Consider the following 14087-nt stretch of genomic DNA (forward strand, 5'->3'; position numbering starts at 1 on the left):
TCAGGAGAGCACGAGGTCGGGGAGGGCGCGCAGCGCGCCGTCGACGCGGCGGCGCAGCAGGGAGCCGAGCGCGTCGGCGAGCGGTCCTCCGCTGCCGGGTGCCAGCGGGCTCCACGCGGTGCCGCCGTCGCTGTGCACGCGGTCGGTGAAGCGCCGCAGATGCTCGGCGTCGAGGGACAGCCCGTACAGGTCCGCGGTGGCGACCGCCTCGTACGTGGAGAGCAGATCGGGCAGCCGTGCACCGGTGTTGGCCCAGCCGCCGCCGCGCACCCGGTGCCGCTCGAGGAGCGACGTCACGGCGTGCGGGGAGCCCTCGCCCAGTGCGTGCCGGATGCGCTGCGCCTGCAGGCCCTGCCGGAGGGTCGGTTCGGTGCCGGGCAGTGCCGCGGTGCACTCATCGGGGCCGAGACAGCGGGAGACGAAGGCGCGCAGCGCAGCGGCGTCGAGAAAATCCGGCACGGCGGCACCCAGGTGGCGTACGACGCCGACCGCGGCCGCCGTGGAGAGCAGTTCGGAGCCCCGCCCCTCCCAGAAGCCGAAGCCTCCGTCGGGGTTCTGGATACCGCGCACCCACTGGGCGATGCGGCTGCGCGCGGGCTGTGCCTCCTCACCGGCGAACGCTCCGGCGGTCAGGCCCCACAGGGTGCAGCGGATCTCGCTGCCGCGGGCCGGCATGTACATCAGGCCGCCCTCGTTGGGGAGTTGGCAGCTCTCCAGCCAGGCGATGCGGGCGGCACGCACGGATGACTGCGAAGGCTCGGACGATTCCGGGGACCCCGGGGGCTCCGTCCCGTCCGCGAGCACGGCGGCGGCGGTGCTCAGGGCGTCGGCGGCGTGCTCCGGTTCGCGGTAGGTGTATCCGCCGCCCGGGCAGCGCAGTGCGCAGATGCGGGCGACCACGGCGTCGGCGACGTCATCGGTCGGCGCCCCGACGGCCTGCAGCGCGCCGACCGCGCAGAACGAGGCCCAGACGTCCTCGACCTCGTAGCCCTGCCAGCGCACGAACGCGCCGGAGGCACCGCGCAGTTCGCGTATCCACGGCTCGACGGGGCGGCCCGGGGAAGCGCCCAGGATGTTCAGTGCCGCCGTAGCACGGTACGTGGCCCACATGCAGGGCACGTCCGCCTCCGGCGAGAAGCGGAAACCGCCCTCGGGGGTCTGCTGTTCGCACAGCCAGCGGGTGAGCGCCGCGACGTCCCACGGCGGGTCCACCGGGGCGACGCCGTTCAGCGCGTACCAGGCGGCGGCACCGTAGTGACAGGCACGCACATCGCTGGTCCGCGAGTCCGGACTCCACGACAGCCCGCCGTCCGGCCGCTGGAGAGCGCCGAGCCATGCCAGCAGCTGCGCCCTGTCCGGCACGCCGTCTTCGCTGATGCGCACGGTGCTGCGGGTGGAGAAGTGCGTGGCCCACACGTCCGGCGCCTGGCCGGGCGCCATCGCGTACGCCGCGCCGGTGCCGTCCGCCGTCCAGGTGCCGCGCAGCCACTGTGCGGTGCCGTCGGGCTCGGGCAGGGGGCGGCCGAGGTCGGCGAGGGCCTGCGTGCAGTAGAAGGTCGCCCACGCATCGGACGGCATGCCGGCGGACCAGGCGTAGCCGCCGTCGGAGTTGCGTCTGCTGCGCAGGTAGCGGGCCGTCGCCTCGGCGTCCTCGGCCTCGGCGGTGCGGCCGAGCCAGGCGAGGGTGCGCATCGCGGCGTAGGTGCACCACAGGTCCGGTTCGCCGGTGCCGGCGGCACGGCTCTGCGACAGGGCGGCGGGCACGGGCTGTGCGTGTGTGAGGGCGCTCATCAGGCCTGCTCCACCACGCGTATGTTGGAGCGCTTCCAGCTCTTCTGGGAGCCGCCGCTCTTGGTGGTGCTGGGCAGGGAGTTGACGAAGGCGACGGCGTCCCAGTGGAGGCCGAGTTCCTTCTCCGAGTAGCGCTGCACGGCCTCGATGGCGGCGGGCTCCGCCGAGCGGTCCGCCCCGATGCCGCGTTCAAGGAGCAGACGTCCGAAGTCGCCGGTGGCCTCGAGCTCGACGAGGTAGCCGGTGGCCTCGGTCGCGCCGTACACGGCGTTCTCCACACCGAGGATGTTCAGTTGCGCGCCGTGTATGCGGATCGTCTCGCTGCTGCGTCCGCACACCACGATCACCGGTGCCGGGTCCTGGCAGTCGCAGCCGCCCGCGTCGATGTTGACGTCGTCGCCGGTGTCCAGCCGCAGCATCGGACGGGCGTACAGGTTGAGCGGTGTGACGACGAGGCGGCCGGACCCCTGCGCGGGCAGCGGCACCAGGCCCTCGTCCGTGGCGAGTTCGAAGTAGTTGGTGCCGGTCAGCAGGTGCAGGCTGCCACGCGGGCAGGCCGCCGCGAGGGTTCCGGTCTCGGTGCTGCCGTAGCTGGCGTCGTGGGCGTCGGCTCCCCACCACTGGCCGAGCCGTGCCCGCAGGGCGGGGGTGCTGACCTCTCCGAGGAGCATGATGTTGCGCACCGCGGGCCTGTGCCGTTCCATCAGGTCGCGCTGCTTGAGGAGGCGCGTGAGCTGCAGCATCACGCCCGGCGAGACGAACAGCGTCGTCGGGCGCAGGTTCTCCCAGAAGGCGAGCAGCCTGTCCCAGTCGGAGATTCCGGTGGCGAACGGGTACAGCCGGCTGTGCGGCAGGCCCAGGTATTCGCAGACGGAGACGATCAGGTCCGCGACGGGCACGACGTCCGAGGGCAGCAACACCGCCACACGGTCGTCGTCGTGCAGGATCGTGCGCCACGCCTCCGCCACGGAGACGGTGTTCCAGATGACGTCCTCGGCCAGGCGCGGGGTCGGCGTGACCCGTCCCGTGGTGCCCGTGGTCTCGTAGTACTTCGCCGCTCCCGACACCCCCGTGACGGCGAAGTTCCAAGGATCGGCCTTCAGTTGGTCCTTCGTCATGACCGGCAGGCCGCCGAACTCCTCCCAGGAGAAATCCGGAAGCCCCTGGAAGGCGGGGCTCTTCCTCGCCCGGTCCCAGACCGCGGCGATCTTTCCGCCGTGGAAATCCTCGGGAACGGGATTCCCGCGCAGCGTACGTAATTCCTCCTGAGCGCAGCGCATCATTTCCAGTCCCGCACGGTCCCGGACCAGCACGAGCCACCCCTCAATTCACAGAAAAGACAGACGACTTCTGCGGAGGCGAAACCCTCCGAGAATCCGACCGGCCGCCTGGTTGCAGCCGGAAGCGAACGCAATGCTGCAGCACCGCCGGGCCGACCGTCCAATACGAGGAGACACGACCACCAGAAGCGCCGGTTATGAAGCGAGGTGGCCAATCGGGCCACACAGCGCCTAGCTGCCGCAATAGGAATCACTTATTCAAGGCGTGCGAAGTTCTCTTGGACAACTCTGGTAATTCGTGGCGCACTCGAGGGGTCCTGCTTTCCTGCCGTACTTCTTGCGGCAACGTGCGATGGGAGACCGTCCCGCATGGCCATCACCTCCTCGGAAGAGTCCGCCACGGCACACCGCGACCGCGCGCAGCACGACCGCGCGCTGTCGCCGGAGGTCGTGCGCCGGCTGCTCGACCGGATGAGCGACCTGCCCTCGCTCAGCCACCTCTACGACAAGGCGCGCTCGCTGCCGGACCCGGCTCTCGGCGACCTTCCCGTCCTGACGAAGGACGACTTCCGCACCGCGCTGCCGGAGACCGTGCTCAGGGCGCGGCAGCGCGCACACGGTTCCCTGGTTCTGGGCAGCGGCGGCACCACGTCCGCTCCCAAACTCAGCCTCGTGCCCAGCGGCCAGATGATCGAGGAGATCCGCACGGTCTGGGACCCGCTGTCCGCCGACGACGTGCTGGTCAACTACGACACCCCGGGCCGGCTCTGCTCCTCGCACGCCTTCTTCAACGCGCTGGCCCACTCGTCGGGCGCCGTCACGGTTCCGCTGGGCGCCATCGAGGACCGCCAACTCCCGGAATGGATGGGCATGGTGCACCGTCTGGGCGCCACGGCGCTCAACGCCACCCAGAGCCAGATCGCACACCTGCTGCAGACCTGCGTCGACGCCGGCATCACCCCCGGATTCCGCAAACTCCTGTGGACCGGCGAGCCGTTCGGCGCCGCGGCCCTCGAAGTGACGCGGCGCATCCTGCCCGACGCGGAGCTGTACGGCTGCTACGGCTCGACCGAGACGTGGGTGATCGGGCACAACGGCCCGGGCTGCGCCATGGACACCTTCCACCTCGTGCCCTACCAGCACGTCGAGCTCGACGACGGGCTGATATTCGTGACCAACCTGCACCCCGAGTGCGTCAACCCGGTGGTGCGCTACCGCATCGGCGACCGGGGCGAGTTCACCTCCTGCGCCTGCGGCCGTGCGGAGCCCGCGCTGCGCGTGCTGGGCCGCGACGACCCTCAGATGAAGTTCCTCAGCATCCTCGTCACGCCGCAGGAGATCGAGGAGGCGGCCCTCAAGGACCCGGACGTCATGGGCGTGCAGGTGGCGCTCTTCGACCACGGCGCTCCCGCGGAGCGCATGGAACTGCGCGTGAAGGTGCGGGACGGCGCGCAGGCGGACGAGGTCGAGGCGCGGGTCAAGGAAACGGTGCTGACGCAGGTGTACCGGATGGGCTACGAGGTCGAGACGGAGGCGCCCGAGGCCTTCTGGGTCCGCGTCACGCCGCGCTTCAGCATCAACGAGCGCTCACAGAAGACGCCGCTGCTGGTCAAGGACTCGCCCCTGGACTGAGCACGCTCGCTGCAGGCGGCGTGGCCCGTATCCGCCCCGGCGCCGCAGCGGGCGGACTTCCTGCCGCCCGAACCGATCCCTTCGCCAGCCCTCATCCATGGAGTCGCCATGCCCGAATCCTCCGCCGCCCGCACCGCACGGCCCCGTCGCTATCTGATGTGCAGACCCACCTACTTCGACGTCCAGTACTCCATCAACCCGTGGATGAGCCCCGAGAAGCCGGTGGACCGGGACCGGGCCGTCGCGCAGTGGGAGAAGCTGAAAGACCTCTACACCGGTCTCGGCCACACCGTGGAGCTCATCGACCCGCTGCCCGGCCTTCCCGACATGGTCTTCGCCGCCAACGGCGCCACCGTCGTGGACGGAAAGGTACTGGCCGCGCGCTTCCGCAACGAGGAGCGGGCGGCCGAAGGGCCCGCCTACGCGCAGTGGTTCCGCGACCGGCGCTTCGACCGCGTCCACGAGCCGCAGTGGGTCAACGAGGGCGAGGGCGACTATCTGACGACCGACCGCTGGATCCTGGCCGGCACGGGCTTCCGTACCGATCCTCGGTCCCACCACGAGGCCCAGGAGCTCTTCGGCCGGCCCGTCGTCGGCCTCACCCTCACCGACCCTCGCTTCTACCACTTGGACACCGCACTGGCCGTGCTCGGCGAGGAGGTCATGTACTACCCGGACGCCTTCTCGGAGGGCAGCCGGGCCGTGCTGCGCGAACTCTTCCCGGGCGCGATCACCGCCTCGGCCCACGACGCCGAGGTGTTCGGCCTGAACGCCGTCTCGGACGGACGGAACGTGGTGCTCCCCGAGACCGCCACGGGACTCATCACCGAACTGCGCCGACGCGGCTACGAACCGCACGGCGTCGACCTCTCGGAGCTGCTCAAGGCCGGGGGCAGCGTGAAGTGCTGCACTCTGGAGATCCGGGAGCCGTCCTGCGGGCGTGAGCAGGGACCGGGCAGGGCCGGAACTGCCGCGACGGCGCCGGCGCAGACCGCCTGCGTCGTCTGACGTGCCTGTGCGGCTTCCGGGACGCTCGTACACTCTGCCTGCGCCCCGGAGGCCGCTCCGCCGCACGCCCGCGCAACTCCGGGGCGGACGGGCTCAGTTCACGTCGTAGCGCCTCATCCCGGCGCCGGGCTCCGGCTGGGCGGCGCGCGGCGTGAGGCCCGGGGCGGAACCGGCGACTTCGGCACGTACGAACTCCACGAACGTGCGCAGCGCCGCGTTGGTGTTGTCCGCACGCCACGCCAGGTCCAGCCCGACACTCGGCGAGCCGGACAGCTTGCGCAGTTCCACGCCGGGAACGTCGAGCATCGCCACCGAACCCTCGGTGACCAGGGTGATGCCCGCACCCTCGGCGACCGCGGCGAGCATGTGCGGGACGTCGGGCTCCTCCCGGCAGATCTCGGGGAAGTAGTGGCCGCCGTAGACGGCGGCGAGCATGGAATGCCACAGGCCGCCCGCGGACTCGGAGAAGTACACCAGCGGCAGGCCCACCAGGTCCTGTCTGCGTACCTCGGCCGAGCGTGCCAGCCGGTGCCCCGCGGGCAACCCCACGAGCACCGCTTCCCGGCCGACACTGACGGATTCCACTTCCGCGTCATCGGGAAGAGGGGGCCGCACGAACCCGACGTCGAGGCGGCGTTCGCGAATGGCCTCGAGATTGCTGCTGCTGGAGGCACTGGAGGTCTGTATCCGTAATCGCGGGCACGCGCCTCGGAAACGGCTGATCAAGTCGAAGGCCCGGCCCAGACCGGCGGATCTCGTGTATCCGACCGTGAGACTGCCGTGGAACTGCTCTGCGAGGATTTTCACGAAGGCGTCGACGGCGTCGGCACGGGCCAATAACTCTCGGAACTCCGGGAGCAGAGCCTCCCCTTCGGCCGTGAGCGCCACGCCCTGCCGGCCCCGTTCGAAGAGCTGCATGCCGATGGCCTTCTCAAGTGCCTTCACGCCTTGGGAAAGACCGGGCTGGGTTATGTGCAATCGTTTCGCCGCGCGACCGAAATGCAGATCTTCGGCGACAGCCACAAAGTAACGGGCACTACGAATATCCATGTTGGGACTACCCCCGACGTCCCGCAAACAGAAAGGTCTCAAACATGAACACCGGCAGGGCAGCGCGGCCGGTTCCGGGAAGGCGACGGCGGTCGCAGCGGCCTCGCGCTGCTACGAGATCCCACTACGGCCGTGATGTCTGATGTTACGTCACGAGTCGCCCAGAAGCGTACCGATGTTCCCTGCGCTGCACCAGGTGACGAGGAACGCACATTGTGTGCTCGCGGTCCACCGGGAGCCGCGCATCCACCCCTCCGCCACCTCTCCGCCGCAGAAGACGACCTCCGTCTTCGAAGCGGTTCCGGCTCCGGCGCGGCGGCGCACGATGCCCGGGTGGCCGAAACGGCGGCGGAACACGCGCAGTTCGGGCGCTGTAATGGTGGCAAATACCTCCAACCACCACCACCTGGACCTGCCGGTCCGGATTCGGCGCACCCAGCAACTGTCCGGCGGACCAGGCCCGCTGACGTCACGCTCGACGGGCTCGGCAGGATTCCAGGCCGCGCCGACTCCGTTGAATCGGCCGAAAGAAATGACGTTTGTTATTGAATTCCGAACCCATGCCGCCTGGATTCATTGCCGCCAATGTGCGCATTGTCTGAGTTGAGCTCGGCCGGGCCGCTCGTGCCCCATGACGTCGCCCTGATCCGTGACGGCTCATATTCCGCTCACGTGCCGCGCACACGTGTATTCAGCCCTCCGGTTCCCGGCGGTTTCGTGCGAGGAAGCCGACGCTCAGCGGACCGACCCCCGTGAGCCCGGGGCCCGGCCTGAGACCTACTGCTCCCGCGCCCCGTCGTACCGGTCGCGGTTGGCGAGGACCTCGTCCATGTGGGCCTCTGCCCACGCCTTGATGCCGCGCATGAGGTCGTGGAGCGAGAGGCCGAGGTCGGTCAGTTCGTAGGTGACCGTGACCGGAACGGTCGGCGTCACCGTGCGGGTCAGCAGGCCGTCGCGCTCGAGGGAGCGCAGCGTCTGGGTGAGCATCTTCTGGCTGACCCCGGCCAGCCTGCGGGACAGCTCGGAGTAGCGCAGCGGCTGCGGCTCACCGGCGCCCTCCTCTCCCGGGTGCGGGCCGTTGCTGCCGAGAGCGGCCAGGGCCAGGGCCATCCACTTGTCGGAGATCCGATCGAGGAGCCGTCGGCTGGGGCACTGCGCCAGAAACGCGTCGTACTCCACCTTCGCCTGGGCCCGCTTCTCGGCCGCCGGCATCGTCGGCATCGACCGCTCCTTCCTACCGCTCGGTGACATACGCACCCTGAAGTGCGTACTTCCCGTTGGAGAGCTACACCTCCAGTGTGGAGTAGTAGCGCTGATTTCTCCACAGGAGGCGAAGATGCCCACCACTTTCCGTACGGCGGTCGTCCGCACCCCGAAGGGTCCCGATTCCATCGAGATCATCGATGTTCCCGTGATCGAGCCCGGGCCGGGCCAGGTCCGGGTCGAGATCGCCGGAGCCGCGGTCAATCCCGTCGATCTGGCGGTCGCCGCCGGGGTCTTCCACGGGCTCGGGCTGGTCGGCCAGCCCGACCACACCGGCCTGGGCTGGGACTTCGCCGGCACCGTCACCGCTGCCGGGCCGGGCGTCGGCATCGCGGCCGGCAGCCGCGTCGCCGGGCTGGTCGCCGGGTTCGACCGCGACTTCGGCACCTACGCCGAGCAACTGGTCCTTCCGGCGAGCGACACCGCCCTGGTGCCCGACGGTCTTGACCTGACCACGGCAGCCACCGTCCCGCTCAACAGCCTGGCCGCGTCGAAGCTGGTCGGCCTGCTCGGCGACGGCGCGGGCCGGAGCCTGCTGGTGACCGGTGCCGCTGGGGCCGTCGGGGGGTACGTCCTCGTGCTCGCCCAGGATCGCGGCTGGCGGGTAACCGGACTGGCCAGGGCCGAGGACGAGGAGTTCGTGCGCGGCCTCGGCGCCGGATTCACCGCGCAGGCATCGTCCGGCTGGGACGCGGTGGCCGACGGTGCCGCGCTCCAGGAGCAGGCCGTCGCACTGGTCCGTGACGGCGGCCTCTTCGTCGGCGTGCAGCCGGGTTCTGAGCCGGCGGAGGAGCGCGGAATCACCGTGCGCGTTGTCGTGACTGAGCCCGACGGCGCCCGGCTCGCCCAGCTCCTCGACGCCACGGCGAGCGGACGCCTGCCGTCGCGGGTGCACTCGGTCGTGCCGCTGGACCAGGTCGCCGCCGTCCACCGCGCGGTCGGAAAGGGCGGGGTTCGGGGGAGGTACGTGCTTCAGCCCTGAGGGCCGACGCACTCGGGGGCGAGGCAGGTACGTCCCGCCCCGCCGCGAAGGAAGTCGCAGGTGCGGCGATGGACGCCACCGTCGCACCGCTGGAAGCGTCTGCACCTGCGGAAGCGTCTGCACCGGCCGGGTCGGTGCTCTCCGCGGCCAGGAGGTCGAAGTGGGCACGGTGAGACGGACGCCGCGAAGGTGGCCGATGGGGCTGGTGGAGTTGTGCCGGGCGAAGGCGATCTGCAGCGCGCCGGGCGTGACCCGGGCCGCCGTGGCGATGTCGACGAGAGAACCGGCATGCGCATCGTGCCGCGGACTGCCTGACGGTCGAGTACGGCGCGCGCGGGGCCCCCGCAACTGCCGGTGACGGGAACGCGCCGAGCGTGACCGCTCACCGCTCACCCCTCGGCGCGCTCCGACGGCGGCGACGGGATGCGGCCGTCCACCGGCAGGATCGGCACGTCGACCGGGACCGTCTCCGGGTACTTCAGGCCGCTGCCGGTGTTGAGCACGACCACGCGCTCGTCGCCGCGCAGCCAGCCCGAGTCGCGGAGGCGGTGCACGGCGGCGAAGCAGGCTGCGCCCTCCGGGCAGACGAACGCGCCCTCCGCACGGGCCAGTTCACCCTGTGCGGCCAGCAACTCCTCGTCGGTCACCGAGATCGCGGTTCCGTCGGTCTGCCGTACGGCGTCCAGGACGAGGAAGTCACCGAGCGCCTTGGGCACCGTGATGCCGAACGCGATCGTATGGGCGTCCTTCACGGGACGGCTCTCGCTCTCCCCGCGCTCGTACGCCTCGACGATGGGTGCGCAGCCCTCCGCCTGCACCGCGACCAGCCGGGGCAACTCGCCTTCCAGCCAGCCGAGTTCACGCATCTCCAGCAGGGCCTTGTGGATGCCGATGATGCCGACGCCGCCGCCGGTCGGATAGAGGATGACGTCGGGCGTGCGCCAGCCGAGCTGCTCGGCGATCTCGTAACCCATGGTCTTCTTGCCTTCGAGCCGGTACGGCTCCTTGAGCGTGGAGACCTCCTGGAAGCCATCCCGTTCGGCGACGGCCGCGGCGACGAGCTTGCCCGCGTCCCCGATCAGCCCGTCCACCAGGCTGAGTTCGGCTCCGGCGACCACACATTCGGTGCGGGTGATCTCAGGGGCGTCGACCGGCATGGCGATCAGACTGCCGAGCCCGGCGCGGGCCGCGTACACCGACCAGGCCGCACCGGCGTTCCCGTTGGTGGGCATGGCGACTCCCCGTGCCCCGAGCTCCGCGGCGCGTGAGACTCCGACTGCCGCACCGCGCGCCTTGAAACTGCCGGTGGGGATGAGCCCTTCGTCCTTCATCAGCAGCCCGGGAAGGCCCAGTTGGGCCCCGTAGCGTGGCAGCCTGAGCAGCGGCGTCATCCCCTCGCCGAGGCTGCACACATGACGCTCCTCGCGCACCGGCAGCAACTCGCGGTACCGCCAGAGATCGGGCGCCCGGGAGGCGATCTGCTCCCGTGTCACGGTCGCCGCGACCCGTTCGAGGTCGTAGCGGGCGAGGAGGGGAGCACCCACCTCGGAGGTGCCCTGCACCACGTCTGCGTCGAACGTCGCGCCCGTACGGGAGCATTCGAGGCGGGAGAGGGCCGAGAAATGCGCAGTAGGCATGCCGCTCCTTGCTCAGTCGGTGTCGCCTCATGACACGTCGGCGCCGTCGGGCCGGTGTCGGGGTCTCCGCACGCCGAAGGCGCAGGGGAAGGGTCCACCAGCGGTGCGGCCCTCCGCTGCGGGACGCTCGCGGCGTCGCGCTCCAGATCGTACAGACCTGTCCGGATCAGCCGTCCACGCAGGTGAGCTGCGGCTGTTCACCTTCCGGCGGCGCGGAACACCCTGAAGCACAGCAGGTGGTACCGAATCAGACGATCGTGCGCATTTCACTTCTAACGTGTGCACAGGCTGCGTATCATCGTTTCAGGGGCGCCCAGCAGGGGCAGCCGAACGCCGGCCGGGGGACCACCATGGAGACCTACCAGCAGTGGGACCCTGACAAGGTCTACGCGAAGGGCGAGCGCACCGTTCACAACGAACGGCTGTACGTGGCCGCGGAGTCCGTCGTCGCCATCGAACCCGACCCGGGCAGCGGCTTCGACCACTGGCCGTGGGTGTATCTCGGCTGGCACTCGGTGCGAGAGACGTCGCCTCCAACTGCCCCCGGGGCCTGACGGATCGGCAGAACCCGGCAGCCGGCAGCGGTGAGTGACCGAAGACCTTTCACGGAACAAGCCGAGGTCCCAAGTTCCCCGGTCAAGGCGTCGTCGTGGGCCCGGTGTCCGCAGTGCGTGTCCGTGATCCGCCGGGGAGCCTGGCCGCCAGGTCGGCCATCAGACGGTCGACGTCGATCGGCCTGCCGCGGTAACCGACATGCCCGTCCGGCCTGATGACGAAGGCGCAGGCAGCCGTGATCCCGTACCGGCGATGTGCGGACCGGTCCGGGTCCCCGAGCATCGATGACTGGTCGGTCACGCTTTCCGCGCTGATCACTCGCGCTTTCACGAGTCCGGGGTGGGCCTGCTCGAGCCGTTCGGCGACGCGGCACAACTCCACGGAGGACCGGGCATGGTCGCCGAGTCCGGTGAAGAGCAGCACGGTGTGATGCGTTCCGCGGAGCACGTCGTGGAGACGTCCGGGCTTCCCGCCCACGAGCAGATCCGCCTCGCGCGCCCTGTCGCCGGGGGCCGGCGCGTCCTGCCAGCCCGTGCCCTCCTCGGAGTTGAGCGGGCTGTCCGGGTAGCGCAGGCGCAACTGGGCGAGCATGCCGACCAACTTGCGCCGTACCGAGCGGCGGGTCAGCACCCTGCCGGCCAGCTGCGGGGCGATCCGCCCGCGGGCGGTCCTCGAGATCGGGCTGTGCCCCGCGATGACGGAGAACATGCGGTCGGTCGTCTTCAGCAACCGGACGCCGACCGGGTGCCGTTCGGCGTGATAGCTGTCCACCAGCGACGCCCCCGCGATGCCGCGCTCGACCAGGGCGAGCTTCCATGCCAGGTTGTAGGCGTCCTGGATACCGGTGTTCATGCCCTGGGCTCCGGCGGGGCTGTGCACATGCGCCGCGTCGCCGACCAAGAAGACCTGCCCGTCGCGGTAACGCGGCACGCTGCGGCTGTGCACGCGGTACCGCGTCACCCAGTACGCCTCGACGACCTTGGCCGGGAAGGGCACTCGCTCGTCGAGCATCGCCTGGAACTCTTCGTGAGTGGGTTCGCTGTACTCGGCGCACCCCTGGGGCCTGGACGGTACGTTGCCGAAGATGCGGAACCGGTTCTCACCGGGCATCGAGAAGGCCGCGAAGATCCCGGCAGGGCTGGGGAATCCGTACAGCTCACCATGGGGCAGCTCCCAGTCGAGCTCGGCGTCGGCCATGATGAACTCGCTGCGGTAGGTGCTCCCCTCGAACGGGATGCCCGCGGCCTTGCGCACCGCGCTGTGCGCGCCGTCGCAGCCGATGACCCAGCGGCATCGGACGGTCTCGGTCGATCCGTCCTCGTCGCGCAGCGAGACGGTCACCGCCTCCCCGTTCTGCGTCAGATCCGTGAGTGCCCGCCCGCGCTCGACCTCGACGCCCTTGGCGGCCAGGGCATCGGCGAGGATCCGCTCGGTGTCGTCCTGCGAGAGCGTCCGCAGCGAGGAGTAGGCGGTGTGGTTCCGGGGGCCCGTCAGCAGATCGGCGATGTCCATCCGCACCTGCTTGTTCCTGAACGTGATGGTGAGCGCCGCGGCCCGGTTGCCGGCCGCCAGTGCCTCGTCGATCACGCCCATGTCGTCGAAGATCTCCAGGGTCCGCGGCTGGACGACCAGTGCCCGGGAGGTGGTGGCCGGTGTGGGTGCGCGGTCGATGATCCGCGGGACGACGCCGTGCCGCGCCAGCTCGTCGGCCAGTGTCAGCCCTGTCGGTCCCGCGCCCACCACCAGCACCGGAGTCGGCCGCTCGTCCGCCATCACTCAGCCCTCACGATAATTCGCCACTCGATGAATTTACTGCCGCCATGGTGCTACGAGCGACGTTCATCCGTCCATAGGCATCACTGGGTCGCTGTCCGGACCTGTGAGAGGGCGTCGCGTCGTACGCGCATCTGCACCCCTTCAGGGAGCGAGCGCACATTTGGCGATGACCGGCGAACTCGATCGCCGGGCCGTGGCCGCTAGCCGGTGACCGTGGCCGAGGAGCTGCTCGCCTCGCGGCCGTTGCGTGGCCGGGACACCGTTGCCGGGGCCTGCTCGTCCGGCGCGGTCCTCGTCACCATCTTCAGGGCGAGATCGGCATAGAACTCGCCCAGCTCCTCAGGGGAGTCGGGGCCGTCCAGCCGGTACCAGCGGACCAGGTCGATGCCGAGCGAGAGCATGCCGCGCACCACCCTGTTCACGTCGGTCTGCGCGAAGGTGCCGTCGGCGACGCCGCGGGCGACGGCGTCGCGGAAGATCTCGGTGGTCCGGTGACGCAGTTCCCGGATCTGCTCGAAGTGCTCCGGAGTCAGCGCGTTCAGCTCGTACTGGCAGACCCGCGCGGCCACGTGGTGGCGCGCGTGCCAGGCGGTGTACCGCCGGGTGAGGACGCGCAGCCGGTCCGCCGAGTCGACGGCCGCCTCGACTTCGGGCCCCTGTACGTGGGCGAGCGCGCGCTCGTGGCCGATCCGCATGATCTGGTAGAGCACCAGCTCCTTGGACGGGAAGTGCACGTAGAGCGCGGCCGGACTGAGCCCGACCCCTGCCGAGATGTCCCGGGTGGTCGTGGCGTGGAAGCCGTTGGCGGCGAAACAGCGGACCGCGGAGGCGAGCATCCCGCGCGCGACCTCCCCGAACTCCTCGCCCCACAGATCCGGGGACTGGTCCTGCAGGCGCGGGTCGTCCTCCATCTCCGCCGGGGTGAAGCGGGCCTGCCGTTTGGCCATGCCGTGACGCCCCTTCCTGCACTTCCGGTACTGGTCCTGGCTTCGCTGCCGGCTCGGTTCCGGCTCGATCGCGGTGACTGCGAGGTGACGTGCCCGCGCCACGAGTGCCGTGAACTGTGTACCACGGGCTCGTGACTGGGCGATTGGTCAACGGTGCAGGACCGGC

Annotated in this window: 12 protein-coding genes; 4 read left to right on the top strand and 8 right to left on the bottom strand. The window is 70.3% G+C overall.

All coding sequences use genetic code 11. The annotated features are described in order from the left end of the window. Positions 1 to 1791, bottom strand: coding sequence for a prenyltransferase/squalene oxidase repeat-containing protein (locus I004_RS0130195; protein WP_051345610.1), 1791 nt, complete (start codon positions 1789 to 1791; stop codon positions 1 to 3). Continuing rightward, positions 1791 to 3104, bottom strand: coding sequence for an AMP-binding protein (locus I004_RS0130200; RefSeq protein ID WP_028438524.1), 1314 nt, complete (start codon positions 3102 to 3104; stop codon positions 1791 to 1793). The genes I004_RS0130195 and I004_RS0130200 overlap by 1 nt, the downstream gene beginning before the upstream one ends. Before the next feature lie 336 nt (positions 3105 to 3440). Between I004_RS0130200 and I004_RS0130205 the strand changes: the two genes are divergently transcribed. Next, the gene (locus tag I004_RS0130205) at positions 3441 to 4703 is read left to right on the top strand and encodes an AMP-binding protein (protein ID WP_028438525.1); all 1263 of its coding nucleotides are present in this window, start codon (positions 3441 to 3443) and stop codon (positions 4701 to 4703) included. Positions 4704 to 4811: 108 nt separating this feature from the next. Beyond that, complete coding sequence (gene ddaH, locus I004_RS37090; RefSeq protein ID WP_078511943.1) at positions 4812 to 5711, top strand: dimethylargininase; 900 nt, start codon at positions 4812 to 4814, stop codon at positions 5709 to 5711. A 93-nt stretch (positions 5712 to 5804) separates the two neighbouring features. Here ddaH and I004_RS37095 read toward each other — a convergent pair whose 3' ends face one another. The 3 genes from I004_RS37095 to I004_RS0130225 all read right to left on the bottom strand — a co-directional run bounded on the left by I004_RS37095 (position 5805) and on the right by I004_RS0130225 (position 7982). Next, positions 5805 to 6761 (bottom strand): LysR substrate-binding domain-containing protein, encoded by a 957-nt coding sequence (locus I004_RS37095; protein WP_078511944.1) that lies wholly within the window; start codon positions 6759 to 6761, stop codon positions 5805 to 5807. A 150-nt stretch (positions 6762 to 6911) separates the two neighbouring features. Beyond that, positions 6912 to 7157: a hypothetical protein gene (locus I004_RS0130220; protein ID WP_158677151.1), complete on the bottom strand. Its 246-nt coding sequence runs from the start codon at positions 7155 to 7157 to the stop codon at positions 6912 to 6914. A 381-nt stretch (positions 7158 to 7538) separates the two neighbouring features. Further along, positions 7539 to 7982 (bottom strand): winged helix-turn-helix transcriptional regulator, encoded by a 444-nt coding sequence (locus I004_RS0130225; RefSeq protein ID WP_028438527.1) that lies wholly within the window; start codon positions 7980 to 7982, stop codon positions 7539 to 7541. Positions 7983 to 8097: 115 nt separating this feature from the next. Between I004_RS0130225 and I004_RS0130230 the strand changes: the two genes are divergently transcribed. Then, positions 8098 to 9006 carry an NADP-dependent oxidoreductase gene (locus tag I004_RS0130230; RefSeq protein WP_028438528.1) on the top strand — a complete coding sequence of 303 codons (909 nt, stop codon included), beginning with the start codon at positions 8098 to 8100 and terminating at the stop codon, positions 9004 to 9006. A gap of 389 nt (positions 9007 to 9395) precedes the next feature. On the opposite strand, the gene I004_RS0130235 is transcribed toward I004_RS0130230, so the two are convergent. Further along, the gene (locus tag I004_RS0130235; RefSeq protein ID WP_028438529.1) at positions 9396 to 10643 is read right to left on the bottom strand and encodes a threonine synthase; all 1248 of its coding nucleotides are present in this window, start codon (positions 10641 to 10643) and stop codon (positions 9396 to 9398) included. Positions 10644 to 10993: 350 nt separating this feature from the next. On the opposite strand from I004_RS0130235, the gene I004_RS39725 reads away from it, so the two are divergent. Beyond that, complete coding sequence (locus I004_RS39725; protein WP_028438530.1) at positions 10994 to 11197, top strand: hypothetical protein; 204 nt, start codon at positions 10994 to 10996, stop codon at positions 11195 to 11197. Between the two features lie 82 nt (positions 11198 to 11279). Here the strand turns inward: I004_RS39725 and I004_RS37100 are convergent, their stop codons facing one another. Together I004_RS37100 and I004_RS37105 are read right to left on the bottom strand one after the other, a co-directional pair. Beyond that, positions 11280 to 12971, bottom strand: a complete 1692-nt coding sequence (locus I004_RS37100; protein ID WP_051345612.1) for an FAD-dependent monooxygenase — start codon at positions 12969 to 12971, stop codon at positions 11280 to 11282. Positions 12972 to 13174: 203 nt separating this feature from the next. Continuing rightward, a complete protein-coding gene (locus I004_RS37105) occupies positions 13175 to 13921 on the bottom strand; it encodes a TetR-type transcription factor C-terminal domain-containing protein (RefSeq protein WP_158677152.1) in 747 nt (248 codons plus the stop codon). Positions 13922 to 14087 lie beyond the last annotated feature (166 nt).

Source organism: Streptomyces sp. TAA486, assembly GCF_000426165.1.